The 20,801-nt window shown below is 38.1% G+C and carries 12 protein-coding genes, 9 tRNA genes and 3 rRNA genes; 1 reads left to right on the forward strand and 23 read right to left on the reverse strand.

Going from position 1 to position 20,801, the window contains the following annotated elements; genetic code table 11:
- Window positions 1-201: 201 nt before the first annotated feature.
- From glmS to ABID96_RS19885, 17 genes are all read right to left on the reverse strand, one after another.
- A complete protein-coding gene (gene glmS / locus ABID96_RS19805; RefSeq protein WP_088003892.1) occupies window positions 202-2,004 on the reverse strand; it encodes a glutamine--fructose-6-phosphate transaminase (isomerizing) in 1,803 nt (600 codons plus the stop codon).
- A 543-nt stretch (window positions 2,005-2,547) separates the two neighbouring features.
- Window positions 2,548-3,891, reverse strand: a complete 1,344-nt coding sequence (glmM, locus tag ABID96_RS19810) for a phosphoglucosamine mutase (protein ID WP_192604314.1) — start codon at window positions 3,889-3,891, stop codon at window positions 2,548-2,550.
- Between the two features lie 13 nt (window positions 3,892-3,904).
- Window positions 3,905-5,188 (reverse strand): CdaR family protein, encoded by a 1,284-nt coding sequence (locus tag ABID96_RS19815; protein WP_192604313.1) that lies wholly within the window; start codon window positions 5,186-5,188, stop codon window positions 3,905-3,907.
- Window positions 5,181-5,999, reverse strand: coding sequence for a diadenylate cyclase CdaA (cdaA, locus tag ABID96_RS19820; RefSeq protein WP_088003885.1), 819 nt, complete (start codon window positions 5,997-5,999; stop codon window positions 5,181-5,183). Before cdaA ends, ABID96_RS19815 begins: the two co-directional genes overlap by 8 nt.
- 195 nt (window positions 6,000-6,194) lie before the next feature.
- Complete coding sequence (gene rocF / locus ABID96_RS19825; RefSeq protein WP_192604312.1) at window positions 6,195-7,094, reverse strand: arginase; 900 nt, start codon at window positions 7,092-7,094, stop codon at window positions 6,195-6,197.
- 232 nt (window positions 7,095-7,326) lie between these two features.
- Window positions 7,327-7,402: transfer RNA gene (locus ABID96_RS19830), tRNA-Ala, on the reverse strand.
- 20 nt (window positions 7,403-7,422) lie between these two features.
- Window positions 7,423-7,497, reverse strand: a tRNA-Gly gene (locus tag ABID96_RS19835).
- A 13-nt stretch (window positions 7,498-7,510) separates the two neighbouring features.
- Window positions 7,511-7,583 (reverse strand) — tRNA-Lys (locus tag ABID96_RS19840).
- Window positions 7,584-7,630: 47 nt separating this feature from the next.
- Window positions 7,631-7,705: transfer RNA gene (locus tag ABID96_RS19845), tRNA-Gln, on the reverse strand.
- Window positions 7,706-7,713: 8 nt separating this feature from the next.
- Window positions 7,714-7,798: transfer RNA gene (locus ABID96_RS19850), tRNA-Tyr, on the reverse strand.
- A 17-nt stretch (window positions 7,799-7,815) separates the two neighbouring features.
- Window positions 7,816-7,891: transfer RNA gene (locus ABID96_RS19855), tRNA-Val, on the reverse strand.
- Window positions 7,892-7,901: 10 nt separating this feature from the next.
- Window positions 7,902-7,978 (reverse strand) — tRNA-Glu (locus ABID96_RS19860).
- A gap of 20 nt (window positions 7,979-7,998) precedes the next feature.
- Window positions 7,999-8,071 (reverse strand) — tRNA-Thr (locus tag ABID96_RS19865).
- Between the two features lie 8 nt (window positions 8,072-8,079).
- A tRNA-Asn gene (locus ABID96_RS19870) sits at window positions 8,080-8,154 on the reverse strand.
- Window positions 8,155-8,163: 9 nt separating this feature from the next.
- Window positions 8,164-8,279, reverse strand: a 5S ribosomal RNA gene (rrf, locus tag ABID96_RS19875).
- Window positions 8,280-8,404: 125 nt separating this feature from the next.
- Window positions 8,405-11,344: ribosomal RNA gene (locus tag ABID96_RS19880) — 23S ribosomal RNA — on the reverse strand.
- Window positions 11,345-11,495: 151 nt separating this feature from the next.
- A 16S ribosomal RNA gene (locus tag ABID96_RS19885) occupies window positions 11,496-13,045 on the reverse strand.
- Together the 16S, 23S and 5S rRNA genes with 9 tRNA genes alongside form the textbook arrangement of a ribosomal RNA operon.
- A gap of 601 nt (window positions 13,046-13,646) precedes the next feature.
- Here ABID96_RS19885 and pdaB point away from each other — a divergent pair.
- The gene (gene pdaB / locus ABID96_RS19890; protein WP_192604267.1) at window positions 13,647-14,414 is read left to right on the forward strand and encodes a polysaccharide deacetylase family sporulation protein PdaB; all 768 of its coding nucleotides are present in this window, start codon (window positions 13,647-13,649) and stop codon (window positions 14,412-14,414) included.
- A gap of 97 nt (window positions 14,415-14,511) precedes the next feature.
- Here the strand turns inward: pdaB and ABID96_RS19895 are convergent, their stop codons facing one another.
- The 6 genes from ABID96_RS19895 to ABID96_RS19920 form a co-directional block, all read right to left on the reverse strand.
- Window positions 14,512-15,108 (reverse strand): KinB-signaling pathway activation protein, encoded by a 597-nt coding sequence (locus ABID96_RS19895; RefSeq protein WP_192604311.1) that lies wholly within the window; start codon window positions 15,106-15,108, stop codon window positions 14,512-14,514.
- 216 nt (window positions 15,109-15,324) lie between these two features.
- Complete coding sequence (locus ABID96_RS19900) at window positions 15,325-16,392, reverse strand: Mrp/NBP35 family ATP-binding protein (RefSeq protein ID WP_192604268.1); 1,068 nt, start codon at window positions 16,390-16,392, stop codon at window positions 15,325-15,327.
- Window positions 16,393-16,489: 97 nt separating this feature from the next.
- Entirely contained in the window at window positions 16,490-17,200 is a 711-nt protein-coding gene (gene cwlD / locus ABID96_RS19905; protein ID WP_192604269.1) for an N-acetylmuramoyl-L-alanine amidase CwlD, read from the reverse strand.
- 58 nt (window positions 17,201-17,258) lie between these two features.
- On the reverse strand, window positions 17,259-17,690 hold the full coding sequence (locus ABID96_RS19910; RefSeq protein WP_088003865.1) for a DUF2521 family protein: 432 nt from the start codon (window positions 17,688-17,690) through the stop codon (window positions 17,259-17,261).
- Between the two features lie 302 nt (window positions 17,691-17,992).
- On the reverse strand, window positions 17,993-19,264 hold the full coding sequence (locus ABID96_RS19915) for an S-adenosylmethionine decarboxylase related protein (RefSeq protein ID WP_192604270.1): 1,272 nt from the start codon (window positions 19,262-19,264) through the stop codon (window positions 17,993-17,995).
- A 184-nt stretch (window positions 19,265-19,448) separates the two neighbouring features.
- Window positions 19,449-20,729, reverse strand: coding sequence for a phage portal protein (locus ABID96_RS19920; RefSeq protein ID WP_192604271.1), 1,281 nt, complete (start codon window positions 20,727-20,729; stop codon window positions 19,449-19,451).
- Between the last annotated feature and the right edge of the window lie 72 nt (window positions 20,730-20,801).

Raw genomic sequence — 20,801 nt, forward strand, 5'->3', positions numbered from 1 at the left:
AGAAAAGAGGCTTTAGTAAAAATTAATTTACTAATAGCCTCTTTTATATTATTAAGCTTTAATTGGTTTTCTAATTACTACACGCTCATCAATTTCACTTACATGAAAATCTTCTTTAGTTGGAATATTTTCATTTTCGAAATTCATCATACGATCCAACTCCCATTTAAGTTTTCTTTGATTCTGAATTTTGTTCAAAAATTATTCAACAGTTACAGATTTCGCTAAGTTACGTGGTTTATCAACGTCACAACCACGGTGTAATGCTGCATAGTAAGAAATTAATTGTAATGGTAGTACAGATAAGATTGGTGATAATTCTTCTTGTACTTTTGGTAGTACGAAGCGATCACCTTCCATTTCTAAACCTTCCATTGAGATGATACATGGGTTTGCTCCACGAGCTACAACCTCTTTTACGTTTCCACGGATGTTTAGGTTTACTGATTCTTGAGTCGCTAATGCTACTACTGGCGTACCTTCTTCGATTAAAGCAATTGTTCCGTGTTTTAATTCTCCACCAGCAAATCCTTCTGCTTGGATGTAAGAAATTTCTTTTAATTTTAGAGCACCTTCTAAACATACGAAGTAGTCAACGTTACGACCGATGAAGAATGCATTACGAGTAGTTGCTAAGAATTCAGAAGCAATTTTCTCCATTTCTTCTTTTTGACCACAAATAGATTCCATTGCATTTGCTACGATACCTAATTCTTTTACTAGGTTAAAGTTAACAACTTTACCTTTAGCTTTTGCTAGGTCATTTGCAACGATTGCTAATACTGCTAATTGTGCTGTGTAAGCTTTAGTTGATGCTACTGCGATTTCTGGACCTGCATGTAATGGAAGAGTATAGTTAGCTTCACGAGATAATGTAGATCCTGGAACATTTGTAATCGTAATTGCTTTATAGCCTAATTTGTTTGTTTGTACTAGTACCGCTCTACTATCTGCTGTTTCACCACTTTGTGAAATGTAGATAAATAATGGTTTTTCTGATAGTAATGGCATGTTGTAAGAGAACTCACTAGCAACGTGAACTTCTACAGGAACACCAGCCATTTTTTCGATGAATTGTTTACCTACTAAACCAGCATGGTAACTAGTTCCACAAGCTACGATATATAATCTATCAGCTTCTGCTAAAGCTGCTTTAATTTCGCTATCAATTTCAAGTTCGCCATTTTCATTTTGATACTTTTGAATGATGTTACGGATTACTAATGGTTGCTCATCAGTTTCTTTTAACATGAAATGAGGATATGTTCCTTTTTCAATGTCACTAGCATCAATTTCAGCTGTATATGGAGCACGCTCAATTTTATTTCCGTTTAAGTCCATTAATTGAACTTCGTCTTTTGATACTAAAATTACCTCTTTATCATGTAATTCGATAAATTGATCAGTAATTTGTAACATAGCCATTGCGTCTGAAGCAATAACATTAAATTCTTCACCAACACCTACAAGAAGTGGGCTTTTATTTTTTGCAACATAAATTACATCTTCATTTTGTTTATCTAATAATGCAATTGCATAAGAACCTTTTAAAAGCTTTAGTGTTGCTGTAAATGCTTCTAAAACTGTTAAACCTTTTTTGATATGAAGCTCTACTAACTGTACGATAACCTCTGTATCAGTATCGCTAGTAAAGTTAAAGTCATTTAAATAATCGTTTTTTAACTGTACATCGTTTTCAATAACACCATTATGAACAAGTGTAAAACGTTCAGTAGAACTTTGGTGAGGATGCGCATTACGTTTACTTGGTGCTCCGTGTGTAGCCCATCTAGTATGTCCGATTCCAACATGCCCGTCTGCCTTTGCTGGAATAGCTTCACGTAAAATTGCAATTCTACCTTTTTCTTTAAAAACTTCTACACCATTATCTGTTAAAAGAGAAATCCCAGCAGAATCGTATCCACGATACTCTAATTTCTCTAAACCTTTTAACAAAATTTCCTTAGCATTATCATTTCCAATATATCCAACGATTCCACACATAATATCTATTGCTTAGTAAGTCCTCAACAAGACGTACAAAAGTTGTCTAGGAATGGAATGCTGTTTCCCTAACCGTTTATTATTTAATTATTCGATTCCCTCGTCATGTTTAATAGCGGTAGAGGACTTACAAGCAATATCCACCTACCTTTCGTATTATCGCATTTAGCGAGTTCATTTTTATTATTATTTTTAAACGGTGTATCAGATTATTTACTTTTGTCCACTCGGTCACCCGAATGTTTTACATAAATAATTGCGGTTGTGATACATCAACCGGGAGTCATCCGCCGAAACTTCGATAAAACTCCACCTCGTCAACTACACATTTTCGTCCTGTGCAGTTCTGGCGCTTTGTTTAAACCTTTATTATTTCATATCCTCCTCTCATGTTAGGAAAACAATAAAACAACTATACTATAATTCAAAAGTCATGGTCAACAAAAATTTTTTTAGAAGTTTTGAAAGTATAGTCGCTTATATAACAAAAATATGCATAGACGGACACATTAGTGCTCGTCTATGCATATAAAATTTAATTTATTATTCGCCTACTTCTTCTTTTACAACAGATACAATTCTTTCAACAAATAACTTACATTCTTCTGCTGAAGGAGCTTCTGCCATTACACGAATTAATGGCTCAGTACCTGAAGGACGTACTAAAATACGACCATTACCATTCATTTCAGCTTCAACTTCTTCAATTGTTGCTTTAATTCGTTCATTGTTTAATGCTTCGTTTTTATCTGTAACACGCACATTGATCAATAATTGTGGATATTTTTTCATTTCTCCAGCTAATTGTGATAATGTTTTTCCAGTTTCCTTCATGATGTTTACAAGCTGAATAGCACTTAACATGCCATCACCAGTCGTAATATAGTCTAAGAAAATGATATGACCTGATTGTTCTCCACCTAGGTTAAATCCATTCTTTCTCATTTCTTCCATCACATAACGGTCACCTACACCAGTTACAGCACTTTTCATTCCATTCGATTCTACAGCTTTATAAAAGCCTAAGTTACTCATAACAGTCGATACAACAGTATTCTGCTTTAAGCGTCCTTTTTCATTTAAATGCTTAGCACAAATATACATGATTTGGTCACCATCAACGATATCACCATTCTCATCAATCGCAATTAAACGATCTCCATCGCCATCGAATGATAGACCTACATCGGCACCTTTTTCTTTTACTAATGCTGCAAGAGCTTCTGGATGAGTCGAACCTACACCATCATTTATATTAAATCCATTTGGATTTGTTCCCATTGTTACGATATCTGCTTCTAAGTCCGCAAAGATATAAGGTGCTAATGAAGACGTAGCTCCGTGAGCACAATCAAGAGCAACTAATAAACCAGAGAAATCCTCATCAATAGAATTTTTAAGGAATTGTAAGTACTTTTGACCACCTTCAAAGTAATCGCTAACTTGGCTAAGGTCACTGCCTGTTGGTCTCGGTAATTGATCTACTTCAGCATCCATCAGTTCTTCAATTTCATCTTCTTGCTCGTCTAATAATTTAAATCCATCAGGACCGAAAAATTTAATTCCATTATCCTGTACAGGATTGTGAGAAGCTGAAATCATAACTCCAGCCTGTGCACCTAATGCTTTTGTTAAATATGCAACACCAGGAGTCGAAATAACACCTAAACGCATTACTTCAGCACCGATTGATAGTAATCCTGCTACCAATGCTCCTTCTAACATATGTCCTGATACACGCGTATCACGACCTACTAAAATTTTTGGTTTCACATTATTTTTTGTTAAAACATATCCACCGCAACGTCCAATTTTATATGCTAATTCTGGAGTTAGCTCCTTATTTGCTACCCCTCTTACACCATCAGTTCCAAAATATTTACCCATTATGATTCTCCTTCTAATTCGATGATTGTCCTACTATTTCTGTATCCTTATCAGATTCGGCCGTATTCTTATCCGTTATTTCAACGGTCACAGTATCGTAATTCAATCGATAAATTACACCTCTTGGCGCACTAATCGATAGAGTTACTTCATGTGTACCGGCTTCTAAACCACTTACTTTTGCAGTGATAATAATATCTTTCGGATCTATTGCATTTAAATCTTCGTCAAATCCCCTTGCAGAGACTGTTACCTTACCTGAAGTTGGTTTCAAAATTTTATATGTAAAATTGTCATTTTCTCCAGTAAATTGAATTGGTATATCACTAAATTTTTGTTCTGTTTCTTCTGCTAATTCAACTACAACCTCTACTGTACTTGGATCAACTTTAAAAGCACCATCTGGTGTCGGAACGGTAATTTCGTATGTACCACTTTTATCAAATGATGATAAATCAACAGGCACCTGAATCGGTCCACTAAAATTATTTAACCAATCTTCAGATGCATATACCTTAACTTCATCAGTATTAGTTATCATACTTTTTAATTTTAAACCATCCTGTAAAGTACCATTTTCGATAATCTCAATCGGAAAATAAGCACTTTGTGAAACAATTGGGACTGTTACTTCAACATTCTTAGGGACACTACTGATTGTTAATTGTGTACCCTTTTTATTATATAGTTTCACAGGAAGTACCTGGCTAAACGTTTGATTTGCGTCTGATACGTCTATATCTACTCTTGCATATGAAACTTGGGCTACTTCCTCAGCAGATCCCACTATCTTTATTTCATTTGGTTTAATAATGGCGTCCTCTGCTTTATAGCCATGCTTAATTTTGTTTTCGTTTATATAAACAGCTTTTATTGAGACTACTTTTTCTACTTTTTCTTTGATCGTAACTGTAACAGTCCTTGGTTTAATTGTTGCTTTAATCTTTTCTGATAAATTGCGCACTTTTAAAGGTACTTCATATGTTCCTAATGCATAAGAAGTTAGATCAATGTAGACTTCAAAATCTCTTTTCATTTCAGCTGTTTTAACGATACTATTTGGACCATCTAACTGTACTGAAACAGTTTTTGGTATTCCATTTACGATTAGATTTTCCTGATCATAGATCGGTGTGACAGGAATATCTCTAAGTAGCTCTTTTTTATTCATCATTGGTAGATCAATAATATTGGAACTACTTGATTGTGGAACTAAATTAACAGACATAAAAAGTAATAAAGTAACTAATAATGCGATTCCTCTTAAAATCCAACGGTTATCCATAAAATTATCCATTACGTTTTACCTTCCAATTCCATTTTGATGTAGTGGACTCTTCTGGTGATTTTAGTTCCGTATTCAATAAATTAACTAGTTCATCTTTTGATAATTCTCTATATAAGTTCCCATTTCTAGCAACCGAAACAGCCCCTGTCTCTTCGGAAACGACAATGGTAATACTGTCTGTTACTTCACTAATACCAACTGCTGCTCTATGTCTTGTACCTAGCTCTTTGGAAATGAATGCACTTTCCGAAAGGGGTAGGTAACATGCTGCTGCAGTAATTTTTTCACCTTGAATAATAACTGCGCCATCATGTAATGGTGTATTTGGAATAAAAATATTTATGAGCAGTTCCGATGATAGATTAGCATTCAGTGGGATACCCGATTCAATATAATCCCCCATACCCGTTTGTCTTTCAAACGATATAAGAGCACCTATTCTTCGTTTTGCCATGTATTCTGTAGCTTTTGCAATGCTTTCCACTATGTCGGTTCTATCATTCGCACCACCAGGAGAAGTTCTTGAGAAAAAGCGACCTCTACCAAGTTGTTCTAATGCTCTTCTCAGCTCTGGTTGGAAGATAATGATCACAGCTAAGAATCCCCATGTTAGTGCTTGATCCATTAAAAATTGCAATGTATGTAAGCCAAATAAGCTACTTAATACTTTTACAACGATTATGATTGTAACACCTTTTAATAATTGAACAGCCTTTGTTCCTTGTATAATGATAATTAGCCGATAAATAACAAACCAAACTAATAAAATATCTAATCCATTTTGTAAGTATTGTAAGAAATTTATATGTAAAGAAGGCACCTTTTACCCTCCTAATTATTAATATTAAAACCCGTATCTTCAGTATTATACCATATTTTCGTTATACACAAAATTTGAGAATTATTAACTATCTTAACAATTATTTGAATATATGATATTTCTATGAAATATAAATGAAAAAAGCTAGCACATCATCATGCTAGCTTTTACAGTTATAACATATAATTCATTGTTTTATAATAATTTTTCTCCAAGTAATGATCCAATTAAAGCCACAGCCACGATTGCTGTTTTATTTTTTTCATCTAAGATTGGATTAACTTCTACAAATTCAATTGATGTAATGATATCTGCTTCAGATAACATTTCCATTGCTAAATGACCTTCTCTGTAAGTGATACCACCAGAAACAGGCGTACCAACACCAGGTACATGGATCGGATCTAAACCATCAAGGTCTAATGATAAATGTACACCGTCACAGTCTTTTAAGTGATCAATTGTTTCTTCCATCACTTTTGTCATACCTAATTTATCAACTTCATGCATTGTATAAACTTTAATGCCTAATTCTTTAATAATTGCTCTTTCACCTTCATCAAGATCACGAGCTCCTATAATGATTACATTCTCTGGTTTTACTTTAGGGAAGTAACCACCAATCTTCGTTAATAAATCATGTCCATGACCTAATGACACAGCTAGTGACATACCATGGATATTTCCAGACGGTGAAGTTTCTGCTGTATTTAAATCTCCATGAGCATCAAACCAAATTAAACCTAGATTATTATAGTGCTTTGAAACACCTGCTAATGTACCAATCGCAATACTGTGGTCTCCACCTAGTACTAGAGGCATTCTGTTACTTTTAATGACTTCATCAACTTCAACTGCAAGCTTCTCACAAGTATCTTTTACTGATTTTAAGTTTTTTAGATTATGTTCAAAGTGATCTTCTTTTACTAACGTACGGTCTACTAAAATATCCCCTAAATCTTCAACATTATATGAAAGATTTTCAATGCGTTCATGAAGCTGTGCATATCTAATTGCACTTGGTCCCATATCCACTCCACGTCTTGTTTGCCCTAAATCTAAAGGTACCCCAATAATCGAAATTTCTTTTTTCATGTTATTTCCCCCTATGTCAATTACGTAAGAAAACGCTTACTTTATTTTTTAAATAAAGAACCCTAAATTAGATTCTTAAAGTTATTAATTATATTAATAGTTTAAATCTTTTGAAACGAATGGGTCAACTCAACATTTTTTTGTATACATATGCATTTATCATCTCTATATTTTATGTTTTTAGACAACAAAAAACCTTAGTCAAAAGACTAAGGTTACACTTTATGTATATTGGTGGAGCCTAGCGGGATCGAACCGCTGACCTCCTGCGTGCAAGGCAGGCGCTCTCCCAGCTGAGCTAAGGCCCCGATATATATTTATACAGAAATGGAGCGGAAGACGGGGCTCGAACCCGCGACCCCAACCTTGGCAAGGTTGTATTCTACCACTGAACTACTTCCGCATATAAAAAAAAGTGAGCCATGAAGGATTCGAACCTTCGACCCTCTGATTAAAAGTCAGATGCTCTACCTACTGAGCTAATGGCTCGTAATAAATATTACGATCAATTTGAATGAAATTGTGTAAATAAAAAATGGCTGGGCTACCTGGATTCGAACCAGGGCATGACGGAATCAAAATCCGTTGCCTTACCGCTTGGCTATAGCCCAACAATAAATGGTGGAGGGGGACGGATTCGAACCGCCGAACCCACAGGGAGCGGATTTACAGTCCGCCGCGTTTAGCCACTTCGCTACCCCTCCGGTATTATTAAATTAAATGGTGGAGGATGACGGGCTCGAACCGCCGACCCCCTGCTTGTAAGGCAGGTGCTCTCCCAGCTGAGCTAATCCTCCGTAATATAAATGGTGACCCGTACGGGATTCGAACCCGTGTTTTACCGCCGTGAAAGGGCGGTGTCTTAACCGCTTGACCAACGGGCCATATGTATAAGTCTTTTCCAAGCTTCCAACCGGGCTCGAACCGGTGACCTCTTCCTTACCATGGAAGTACTCTGCCTGCTGAGCTATGGAAGCATAAAAAATGGCTCCGCAGGTAGGGTTCGAACCTACGACCACTCGGTTAACAGCCGAGTGCTCTACCACTGAGCTACTGCGGAATAATCAGAACCAAGCGACGTTCTACTCTCACAGGGGGAAACCCCCAACTACCATCGACGCTGAAGAGCTTAACTGCCGTGTTCGGTATGGGAACGGGTGTGACCTCTTCGCTATCATCACTTGATTCATTTGCTTATGACATTGATTATTATAACAAAATATCAATCAAAGTCAACATTTTTTGAAGATTTTTTTGGAAGTTCTTCCATTTTATACCTTCAAAACTAGATAATGTCATTATCAAACTTGTTAGTTAAGTCCTCGACCGATTAGTATCAGTCAGCTCCACGTGTCACCACGCTTCCACCTCTGACCTATCAACCTGATCATCTCTCAGGGGTCTTACTAGCTTAACGCTATGGGAAATCTCATCTTGAGGGGGGCTTCATGCTTAGATGCTTTCAGCACTTATCCCTTCCACACATAGCTACCCAGCCATGCTCTTGGCAGAACAACTGGTACACCAGCGGTGTGTCCATCCCGGTCCTCTCGTACTAAGGACAGCTCCTCTCAAATTTCCTGCGCCCACGACGGATAGGGACCGAACTGTCTCACGACGTTCTGAACCCAGCTCGCGTACCGCTTTAATGGGCGAACAGCCCAACCCTTGGGACCGACTACAGCCCCAGGATGCGATGAGCCGACATCGAGGTGCCAAACCTCCCCGTCGATGTGGACTCTTGGGGGAGATAAGCCTGTTATCCCCGGGGTAGCTTTTATCCGTTGAGCGATGGCCCTTCCATGCGGAACCACCGGATCACTAAGCCCGACTTTCGTCCCTGCTCGACTTGTAGGTCTCGCAGTCAAGCTCCCTTATGCCTTTACACTCTTCGAATGATTTCCAACCATTCTGAGGGAACCTTTGGGCGCCTCCGTTACTCTTTAGGAGGCGACCGCCCCAGTCAAACTGCCCACCTGACACTGTCTCCGAGCCGGATAACGGCTCTAGGTTAGAATTTCAATACAGCCAGGGTAGTATCCCACCGACGCCTCCACCGAAGCTGGCGCTCCGGCTTCTCAGGCTCCTACCTATCCTGTACAAGCTGTACCAAAATTCAATATCAAGCTGCAGTAAAGCTCCACGGGGTCTTTCCGTCCTGTCGCGGGTAACCTGCATCTTCACAGGTACTATAATTTCACCGAGTCTATGGTTGAGACAGTGCCCAAATCGTTACGCCTTTCGTGCGGGTCGGAACTTACCCGACAAGGAATTTCGCTACCTTAGGACCGTTATAGTTACGGCCGCCGTTTACTGGGGCTTCAATTCAGAGCTTCTCCCGTAAGGGATAACCCCTCCTCTTAACCTTCCAGCACCGGGCAGGCGTCAGCCCCTATACTTCGCCTTACGGCTTCGCAGAGACCTGTGTTTTTGCTAAACAGTCGCTTGGGCCTTTTCACTGCGGCTCTCCCGGGCTTGCACCCAAAAGAGCACCCCTTCTCCCGAAGTTACGGGGTCATTTTGCCGAGTTCCTTAACCATAGTTCTCTCGCTCACCTTAGGATTCTCTCCTCGCCTACCTGTGTCGGTTTGCGGTACAGGCACCTATTTCCTCGCTAGAAGCTTTTCTTGGCAGCGTAGAATCAGGAACTTCGGTACTATATTTCCCTCGCCATCACAACTCAGCCTTAACGATGTGCGGATTTGCCTACACATCAGCCTAATTGCTTGGACGCGCATATCCAGCAGCGCGCTTACCCTATCTTTCTGCGTCCCTCCATTGCTCAAACGGAAATCAGGTGGTACAGGAATATCAACCTGTTGTCCATCGCCTACGCCTGTCGGCCTCGGCTTAGGTCCTGACTAACCCTGGGAGGACGAGCCTTCCCCAGGAAACCTTAGGCATACGGTGGACGGGATTCTCACCCGTCTTTCGCTACTCATACCGGCATTCTCACTTCTAAGCGCTCCACCAGTCCTTACGATCTAGCTTCAACGCCCTTAGAACGCTCCCCTACCACTGATACCATACGGTATCAATCCGCAGCTTCGGTGATACGTTTAGCCCCGTTACATTTTCGGCGCAGAGTCACTCGACCAGTGAGCTATTACGCACTCTTTAAATGGTGGCTGCTTCTAAGCCAACATCCTGGTTGTCTAAGCAACTCCACATCCTTTTCCACTTAACGTATACTTTGGGACCTTAGCTGGCGGTCTGGGCTGTTTCCCTCTTGACCACGGATCTTATCACTCGTAGTCTGACTCCTATGGATAAGTCATTGGCATTCGGAGTTTGACTGAATTCGGTAACCCGTTGGGGGCCCCTAGTCCAATCAGTGCTCTACCTCCAAGACTCTAACACATAAGGCTAGCCCTAAAGCTATTTCGGGGAGAACCAGCTATCTCCGAGTTCGATTGGAATTTCTCCGCTACCCACACCTCATCCCCGCACTTTTCAACGTGCGTGGGTTCGGACCTCCATTCAGTGTTACCTGAACTTCATCCTGGACATGGGTAGATCACTCGGTTTCGGGTCTACGACCACGTACTATATCGCCCTATTCAGACTCGCTTTCGCTGCGGCTCCGTCTCTTCAACTTAACCTTGCACGGGATCGTAACTCGCCGGTTCATTCTACAAAAGGCACGCCATCACTCATTAACGAGCTCTGACTATTTGTAAGCACACGGTTTCAGGTTCTCTTTCACTCCCCTTCCGGGGTGCTTTTCACCTTTCCCTCACGGTACTGGTTCACTATCGGTCACTAGGTAGTATTTAGCCTTGGGAGATGGTCCTCCCAGATTCCGACGGAATTTCACGTGTTCCGCCGTACTCAGGATCCACTCAAGAGGGAACGAGGTTTCAACTACAGGGTTTTTACCTTCTTCGACGGACCTTTCCAGGTCGCTTCATTTACCCCGTTCCTTTGTAACTCCGTATAGAGTGTCCTACAACCCCAAGAGGCAAGCCTCTTGGTTTGGGCTATCTTCCGTTTCGCTCGCCGCTACTCAGGAAATCGCATTTTGCTTTCTGTTCCTCCAGGTACTTAGATGTTTCAGTTCCCTGGGTCTGTCCTCATTACCCTATGTATTCAGGTAATGATACTACTCCATTACGAGTAGTGGGTTCCCCCATTCGGAAATCTCCGGATCAAAGCTTACTTACAGCTCCCCGAAGCATATCGGTGTTAGTCCCGTCCTTCATCGACTCCTAGTGCCAAGGCATCCACCGTGCGCCCTTTCTAACTTAACTAATTTTAAAACTTAAATTAAACTTACGCAGTTTAATGAATGACATTATCTAGTTTTCAAGGTACAAATTGAGAGTGAACTCTCAAAACTAAACAAAACAATGAAGAAACATCTTTTCATGCATGAACCAACGGTTCATGATGTCTCCATAGAAAGGAGGTGATCCAGCCGCACCTTCCGATACGGCTACCTTGTTACGACTTCACCCCAATCATCTGTCCCACCTTAGGCGGCTGGCCCCTAAAAGGTTACCCCACCGACTTCGGGTGTTACAAACTCTCATGGTGTGACGGGCGGTGTGTACAAGGCCCGGGAACGTATTCACCGCGGCATGCTGATCCGCGATTACTAGTGATTCCGGCTTCATGTAGGCGAGTTGCAGCCTACAATCCGAACTGAGAATAGTTTTATGGGATTAGCTCCACCTCGCGGTCTTGCAACCCTTTGTACTATCCATTGTAGCACGTGTGTAGCCCAGGTCATAAGGGGCATGATGATTTGACGTCATCCCCACCTTCCTCCGGTTTGTCACCGGCAGTCACCTTAGAGTGCCCAACTGAATGCTGGCAACTAAGATCAAGGGTTGCGCTCGTTGCGGGACTTAACCCAACATCTCACGACACGAGCTGACGACAACCATGCACCACCTGTCACTCTGTCCCCGAAGGGAACGCCCTATCTCTAGGGTTGTCAGAGGATGTCAAGACCTGGTAAGGTTCTTCGCGTTGCTTCGAATTAAACCACATGCTCCACCACTTGTGCGGGCCCCCGTCAATTCCTTTGAGTTTCAGTCTTGCGACCGTACTCCCCAGGCGGAGTGCTTAATGCGTTAACTTCAGCACTAAAGGGCGGAAACCCTCTAACACTTAGCACTCATCGTTTACAGCGTGGACTACCAGGGTATCTAATCCTGTTTGCTCCCCACGCTTTCGCGCCTCAGCGTCAGTTACAGACCAGAAAGTCGCCTTCGCCACTGGTGTTCCTCCAAATCTCTACGCATTTCACCGCTACACTTGGAATTCCACTTTCCTCTTCTGCACTCAAGTTTCCCAGTTTCCAATGACCCTCCCCGGTTGAGCCGGGGGCTTTCACATCAGACTTAAGAAACCGCCTGCGCGCGCTTTACGCCCAATAATTCCGGACAACGCTTGCCACCTACGTATTACCGCGGCTGCTGGCACGTAGTTAGCCGTGGCTTTCTGGTTAGGTACCGTCAAGGTGCCAGCTTATTTAACTAGCACTTGTTCTTCCCTAACAACAGAACTTTACGACCCGAAGGCCTTCATCGTTCACGCGGCGTTGCTCCGTCAGACTTTCGTCCATTGCGGAAGATTCCCTACTGCTGCCTCCCGTAGGAGTCTGGGCCGTGTCTCAGTCCCAGTGTGGCCGATCACCCTCTCAGGTCGGCTACGCATCGTCGCCTTGGTGAGCCGTTACCTCACCAACTAGCTAATGCGCCGCGGGCCCATCTGTAAGTGATAGCCGAAGCCATCTTTCAATAAAGGAACAGGAGTTCCTTTATGTCATCCGGTATTAGCTCCGGTTTCCCGAAGTTATCCCAGTCTTACAGGTAGGTTGCCCACGTGTTACTCACCCGTCCGCCGCTAACCTGCAGGAGCAAGCTCCTACAAGTCCGCTCGACTTGCATGTATTAGGCACGCCGCCAGCGTTCGTCCTGAGCCAGGATCAAACTCTCCATAATAGTTAAGTTTAAATCTTGTATTGCTCAAAAAACTAATAATTGACGTTTTACTTCATGTTTTGTTTAGTTTTCAAAGTTCACTTTATCGCTCGTAAGCGACTTTCTTATATTAACATTTCACTTTGTTCATTGTCAACAACTTTATAAAATTTATTTAAATTCTTTTAAACAAGCTTTATTTCGTTTTGTTGACGACGCTTAATAATATAACACGCGCTTAAATGTAACGTCAACAATTTTATAGAATTATTTTTTAAAAAATTATCAAAGCGTTTTATAAAGGAAGTCTACTATAAACTTCAGTCAATATTGTTTTCTTTTGTATCAACTCAGATCTTACATTCTCATTAAAATGCTTTGTAGATAATTCCTGTTCTATTTCTTTAATGGAACGTAAAACCAGAGATTCTATTTCCAGTACATGTTCTTTTCTTAAAAGAATACCATACATCTCTCCACCCCTTTTCAAAACAATCACTTAGCAGATTTTTACTATTCTCTTGCCTTATTGGAATATGTAATATTTTTGATTTATAGCATACAAGCTTATTTGAGTTCATATCCTTTAACTAAGAACTTGTACAAGAAGGAAGGGGAGTTTATGCTTTTCTATTTTTATATCACCTCTAAAAGGAAATTAAAACAAATATCCTTAATAACTATTATTGCATTTTTTACAGCTTGCTTAGTTTATATACAAGCTCCTAAAACATTCTCTACCTTTTCGACGAGTAAAGGACCTATGGCGATCTATAAGGGTGATGCATCTAGAAAGAATATCGCTTTAACGTTTGATATTAGTTGGGGAGATGAAAATGCTGTTAAAGTATTAGAAGTATTAAAAAACCAGAGAATCAATAATGCAACTTTTTTCTTATCTGCATCTTGGGCAGAGAGACATCCTGAGATTGTTGAAACAATTGTCAAACAAGGACATGAAATCGGAACACTAGGATATCGATATAAAAGCTACACACAACTAACTACATTAGAAATGCAACGCGATTTAAATAATTCGGCTGAAGTATTTAAACGACTAGGCGTTAAAGACGTAAAACTGTTTAGACCGCCCAATGGAGAATTTAATAAAGAAGTCATTAAAGTAGCATCTCGATATAATCTTTCAGTTGTACATTGGAGTATAAATACTGAGGATTGGAGAAACCCAGGAACTAACCAAATTTTTGAAACAGTAAAGGAAAATACAAATCCAGGTGATATTATACTACTTCATGCTAGTGACTCTGCATTACAAACACCAAAGGCAATTCCGTTGATCATTTCCTATTTAAGAGATAAAGGATATAAAAATGTATCAGTCTCGCAGATGATATCAAATACGAAAACAAAAACGAAAGTTGTTAATTAAAGGATCTGTTCATATTTTTAAACGAGGATTGAGCGAGTCTGTATCCTAAACAACTCTATATAAAAAAAACTAATAAAAAAGCTAAGAGATATTTCTCTTAGCTTTTTAAAATTCTGTGTAAAGTTAATAATTGATATGTATTGCAAACAAATAATGGCACTGCCATTAAAATTAACCAAGATAGGTCATCTTGTCTTAATGCTGGAATCCATTCAACAATTGTTACAACAATCATAAAAAATAATGCCGGAATAAATGCGCCTTTGTTTGTTTCCTTACTTTTGATATATGCTACAACTAAACTACATACAAAAAGTATCACTGGGAATAAAATATAACCTACATACGAGTCCCCATCTTTAGCAAATTCGATTAATCGGAAGTACGCAAGATCAAATAGTGCAAACATAATTAACCCAATTTGAATGACATTCCAGACTTGAGGAGATTTAAAAAAGCCTAATCCGAATCTGTGAACTGTTAAATAAGCGAAAAATCCCATTTGGCTTACAGCACTGAAAACCAACCCTAATATAAATAACCACGATGCTTCCAAAAGTAACTTTGTAAATCGTAGATCCTGTAAATAACCGAAATACTCTTTATAACCGTAAAGCACACCTGTAATAATGGTACTAATTCCACCAACCAATAAGGTTGTAAAAAATAATCGAACAACTTTTCGACTCGTCATCTTTGCCATTCTATTCCTGCTCCCCCATACATTTAAAGCAAAACCGCTTTCATAATGATTAAACATTCTAACTTTATTTACTAAAAACTTACTTTTTAAACAAAATAAATACCCTAATAATTCTCAACATGTTTCTTACTTGGTATATGTAAAATCCATAACCAATACTATCATAAAAAACATGCTTAATAAATTAAAAGGGTAAAGATTCTGTCTTTATTTATTTAATACGATTTTTTCTACTACTTGTTTCGCAATATCTGTATATATTTTTCCTGTTGGATGATTTTGATCGTAAATTGATGGTGCGAAGTCTTCTTCATCCCAATCTGGTTGTTTTAATGGCAATTGTCCTAACAGTGTCGTTTGAAGCTCTTTAGCAAGCCTCTCTCCGCCACCTTTTCCAAAGACATATTCCTTTTCGCCAGTATTTTTACTTTCAAAATAACTCATATTCTCTACAACACCAATTACTTCATGGTTTGTTTTAAGCGCCATGACTCCCGCTCTTGCAGCTACTACTGATGCAGTAGGATGTGGAGTTGTTACGATGATTTCCTTACATGAAGGTAAAATACTATGAACATCTAGTGCTACATCTCCAGTTCCTGGTGGTAAATCTAGCAGTAAATAATCTAGATCGCCCCATTCAACTTCAGTAAAGAATTGCTGTAGCATTTTACCAAGCATTGGGCCTCTCCAAATAATTGGTGAATTGTCTTCAACAAAGAATCCCATTGAAATAACTTTTACACCGAAACGATCTACCGGTATGATTCGCTCTCCACGAATAACTGGTCTAGATGTAATCCCCATCATATCAGGCACACTAAAACCATAGATATCAGCATCGATGATACCAACTTTTTTACCTATTCTTGCTAAGGCAACTGCTAAATTTACAGAAACAGTTGATTTACCTACTCCACCTTTACCACTGGCAATTGCGATAAATTCAACTTTTTTATTATCTAATAGTGAAAGACTAGCTTCTTCTTGTCCTTCTTCACTTTGAGTGAATTGACTTTTCTCTTCATCAGTAAATTCTGTAAAACGGATACCAACAGTATCAGCGCCGTTTTGTTTTAACACTTGAACAATTTGTGTTTGAATTTGCATTTGTTCTGCTGTTCCAGTTTTAAATAATGCAACTTTAACACTAACATGATTTTTTTCTTCTTTAATTGAAATTTCTTTTACTGCATTTAATTCTAAAAAAGATTTATTTATGAAAGGTTCATTAATTGTTCCTAAAAGTGACAATACTTGTTCGTTAGTAATCATAATTACACCTCGTTATCTCAATATACTAAATAGTATAACACATGTGACATATATAGTCTTACGTAAATCTCTTTCTTAATAAAATGAAAACCACCGATTAATTCGGCGGTTCGTTTTTATCTGTATAATACCTTATTACTCCTCTGTATATTGCCGCTGCAAGCTGGTTCTGATACTCTTCATCTCGTAGTTGCTGGCTTTCTTCATAATTTGATAAAAATCCAACCTCAACGAGTGCACCAGGTACTTTTGAATACTTCATTAAATATACATGATTAATGATCTTCGCTAAACGGTGAGTATTGTTCAGGCTTTCTCTAAGCTCCGCTTGAACGTATTTAGCAAAGCGCTCATTTTCAATTAACGATCCATAATAAAATGTTTGCGCTCCTTTAGAAGAAGTTCCAGGTAAAGAGTTTAAATGCACTGATAAGTATAAGTCTGCATTAGAATTATTAATGATCTCTACTCTTCTTCTTAGGTCCATACTCTTTCTTCTACTGTAGCCCTTTAAGTCTTCTTCGGCTAAATCATAATCACCATCTCTTGTCATGATGACTGAAGCACCTTGCTCTTGTAAATAATCCCTTAGTTTATTCGTAATTGATAACGCAACAACTTTTTCAATTACATCACCACCAGAAGCCCCGCCATCAGGACCACCATGCCCTGCATCTAAAACAATTACTTTCCCATCTAGAGGTAATCCTTTTAATGTCCATGTTTTAGATGTCTTTTGCAATAAAGGTATACATAAAATTACAAAAACAAATGTCACTATAATTACAATTAAATGCCATCTCTTCATTTTTTCTCCCCCTGATTGTCCTATAAAAAATATATGGGACAACTAAGGAGAATATGACTTACTTTGATAAGCGAAGTCTATGTCTTCTTTCACCTTTTACATATCCGTCTAACCACCAGTTATGTAAAAAAGATTTACATTGATTAAATGGTTCAGTTTGAATATCATCTCTTCGACCAAAAACAGAAGAATAAAATAAATATGCTAACCATTCTGTTTCTTTCGCTGATCGTTTCTTTACACTTTCAATTGGCTCACCATAAAAGCCGAACCTACTATATCTAGCTCCAAGTAGATATGTCTCTACAGCTAGCTCAAAACAATAATCTTCCCTTGCTTTTCTTTGATGAGTATCCGCATCTATAAAATATGAAAATGAATCCTTTAATTGGGATTTTAGTTGCAAAATTTTCAATTCTTTTAATAAACTTTTTTCAAATGTAATTTGTTTAGCTCTTCTTTTTTCTCGAAAATTTGTAATAACATTCATGTTGAAACCTCCCCGTAGCAATAGTCTAAGACGAAAGGGGAATGTTCATTCAAAAAGTAGATACTTAATTTCTTCCATGTAAGAAGTAATAATTTTCATAAATCTTTATCGACAGTAAAAAGCCAATACTCTGAAGTAATTGGCTTTGCTTGTAGAAAAAGAGATTTGGACTGATTAAAAATGCTAGTCGTTCGTGGCCAAAGCCAAATGTGCAGCTTAAGTTACCTTCTGACGGTATTGGAGCAACACAAGCAGGCGAAGCAACGAAGAAGGCGATCGTTCGGCGGTCAGTCTGAATGGCTTTACTTAAATGATTTCATTCTCTGAAGTAGCATTCCATCACTAGTTGCATTTTCTCCATAAATAAAATGTGGCATATGATATTTCAAGTACGTACCGTATTTACTCTTTGTTTCCAACAATAATTCATCTACAAAATATGCTCCCTTTGTAATAGAATCTAAAAACAAACTTGTAACTCCAGCATAAACACCACAAGCTACTTGAAGATACGTAGCATTCGTTCCATAATTTTTAAATGCATACTCATTATTCATTACATTGTAAACAAATCGTTCTTTATCTTCATATACAAGCAGTACACCTACTAAATCTTCACCAGTTAAAGGTGCAGTTGAAGGATCAAGAAGCTTTTTATCAAAATCCATTATTTGATCGATATTATTTAAGTTTTCTCGAATTAAATTTGTTGTGTGCTCATTTACACGATACAGAAATCCACTTTCCAAATTAAATAGTTTTCCGATAATAAATACTTCTTCATGCGGCATCAAACAGCCGTAAAATTGTTTATCACCTAATGTTACTTTAAATTCCACCGAATAAACATTTTCATAAAGAAAAATTGGAATATCTTGTTTCACAAACATCGGAAAGCTAGTTACAGCTTCTTCTAAAAAACAAACTGGTGACCAAGTAGTGTAAATAGTATCTTTCTGAGCAACTGAGGGATTCTCATAAAAAGAATCATCATGTTCAACGATATAACATGCTTGAGGTTTTTCTGAAGGGTGTCGATTCATTAAATCAAGTGCCATCCACTGGACTATTCCTGGGTTCATTCCAGATCCAATAATAGCTGAGGTATTTTTGAATTTTCTTTTGTTTTCCTCAAAAATTCGCAAACGCTCTTTAAGTGGAAAACCATTTTTTATACTTTCATCTTCATCTACTATTTCACTTTCTAACGCAGTGTTCACATATTTAATTCCAAGCTCATTACAACACCTTAGCATTTCAACAGAATCCGCTCTTGAAACATCAATTACAAGCGACGTATTGGAATCAATTAAATGTTTGTTAAATGAAGCCAAATTATTTAAATTCATTTCATGAAATGTCACACGGTCCATCAAAACTGGCATAATGTTTTCAAAATAAGATACGTCTTTTTGTTTAAGATCAATTAAATGAAATCTTGCACCTTGTAAGATGGGATAAAGTGGATCATCTTGATCTTGAAAAGCTTTATTAAAAATCGATAGTACTGCTTTTGCTACGCCTCCTGAACTACCTAAAAGTGTAATAACTGCATTCTTGTCCATTTCTATCATATAAAACAACTCCATGAATTTGTTTAGTTCTTCGCATTACTTTACAATATGAATGCTTAGACAATAGTGTTTGGACAAGTATCATGAAAATGAGTTTTAAAATAACAGCAGTAACAAAAAAAATCAATAAAAATGACCCGTAACAAGATCGTTGTTAGGAGCCATTTTTCATTCATCATCATTTTTATTTCTCATCTGGTTTCTTTTCTTTCTCTTTTTCCTTTTCTTTTACTTCTTCTATACATTTTTTTATCTCTTCTTCTCTTTTCTTTTCTCTTTCTCTTTCTAACTCCCACTCCCTATCTTTTTCCTTTTCATCTATCGGTACCAAAGCTGTACTTCTAATTGGCGTATTCCCTCTCATAATTGGTCCAAATGCCAAGATTGAACGCCATTCATTTGGCGTTAGTGAGCCACGGTCGACCATAACAGATAAACTTAACTTTGTAGCAATTGAGGCGAACTGCAAGTTTGATGTTTCAAAAATTATTCTATTTCCATTACTTCTTTCTCTACTCGAAAAAATCTTCCTAGTAAATTCATTGCTCATTTGAATGGCTAAAGGATCAATTACACTTTCATAATAAGTATTCCATTCATTTTCATTATAAGATCCCTGAACAATTTTTTCGTTTGTATTAAAAAAATTATAAATGCGTCGTATCGCATCAAATGATCGTTGTGACTCTGGTACATAACTATCTGATTTAACCTGCTCTAATTCATAACTAGGTTCAGATATACCTACTTTTACGCCCGCTCCTGTTATCTTCATATAATTATTAACAAATTCTGTCGCATTTTTCTCCATTTCAGACTGATCAAGTACTTCTTTAAAGTTTAATAGCCATTTTATCAAATGATTTCCATTTGTCTTTTGTACAACCGTGTCATCAATTGTATCAACTAGATCTAGTAGTGGTAATAAAGCATCGTAAGGGGGATCACCAAATAAATCATGATCATTAAAGTCCTGTCTTAGATGAATAATATCATCATACGGTAATGTAATAACCCTACCAGTTTTAAAAGTAAATTTTAAAAATATTACACCTTGTTTGTTTTCCAACACTTCAATTTTCGTACAAGGTATTGGAAATATTTCAGATGGATAACCATATTCATTTCGCTTTATATATGCAAAGGCATTATTGTTTAATTCTAATTGAATCGCTAATTTCTCTTGAAGCATTTGCCCAGTCATAAATTGATTCGGTTCCTCAAGTACACTAAGGATCCATGGGTCTGGATTTACTTTACATTCTTTTATATTTTCTCGAATATGTTTAGCTGTAAGTTTTCCAATTGCCCTCGCTTTTGGCCTAATACACGCTCTAATCACATCACTTTTAAATAATTTATCTCCTAAAGTAAAAAAACCTTCACCATTATCATTAAGCAAATTAAAATGAGATATATCCGACGGGTAGTTCTTTTTACCAAGTATCTTTTCAATTAAGCCCAATTGCCACCACTCCCAACTATTAGATATAAAGTGTTAGGGATAAGGGTACATATAATAATCAATAAATTAAAA

The sequence above is a fragment of the Gottfriedia sp. OAE603 genome, assembly GCF_040543965.1.
Lineage (GTDB): Bacteria > Bacillota > Bacilli > Bacillales > Bacillaceae_G > Gottfriedia > Gottfriedia solisilvae.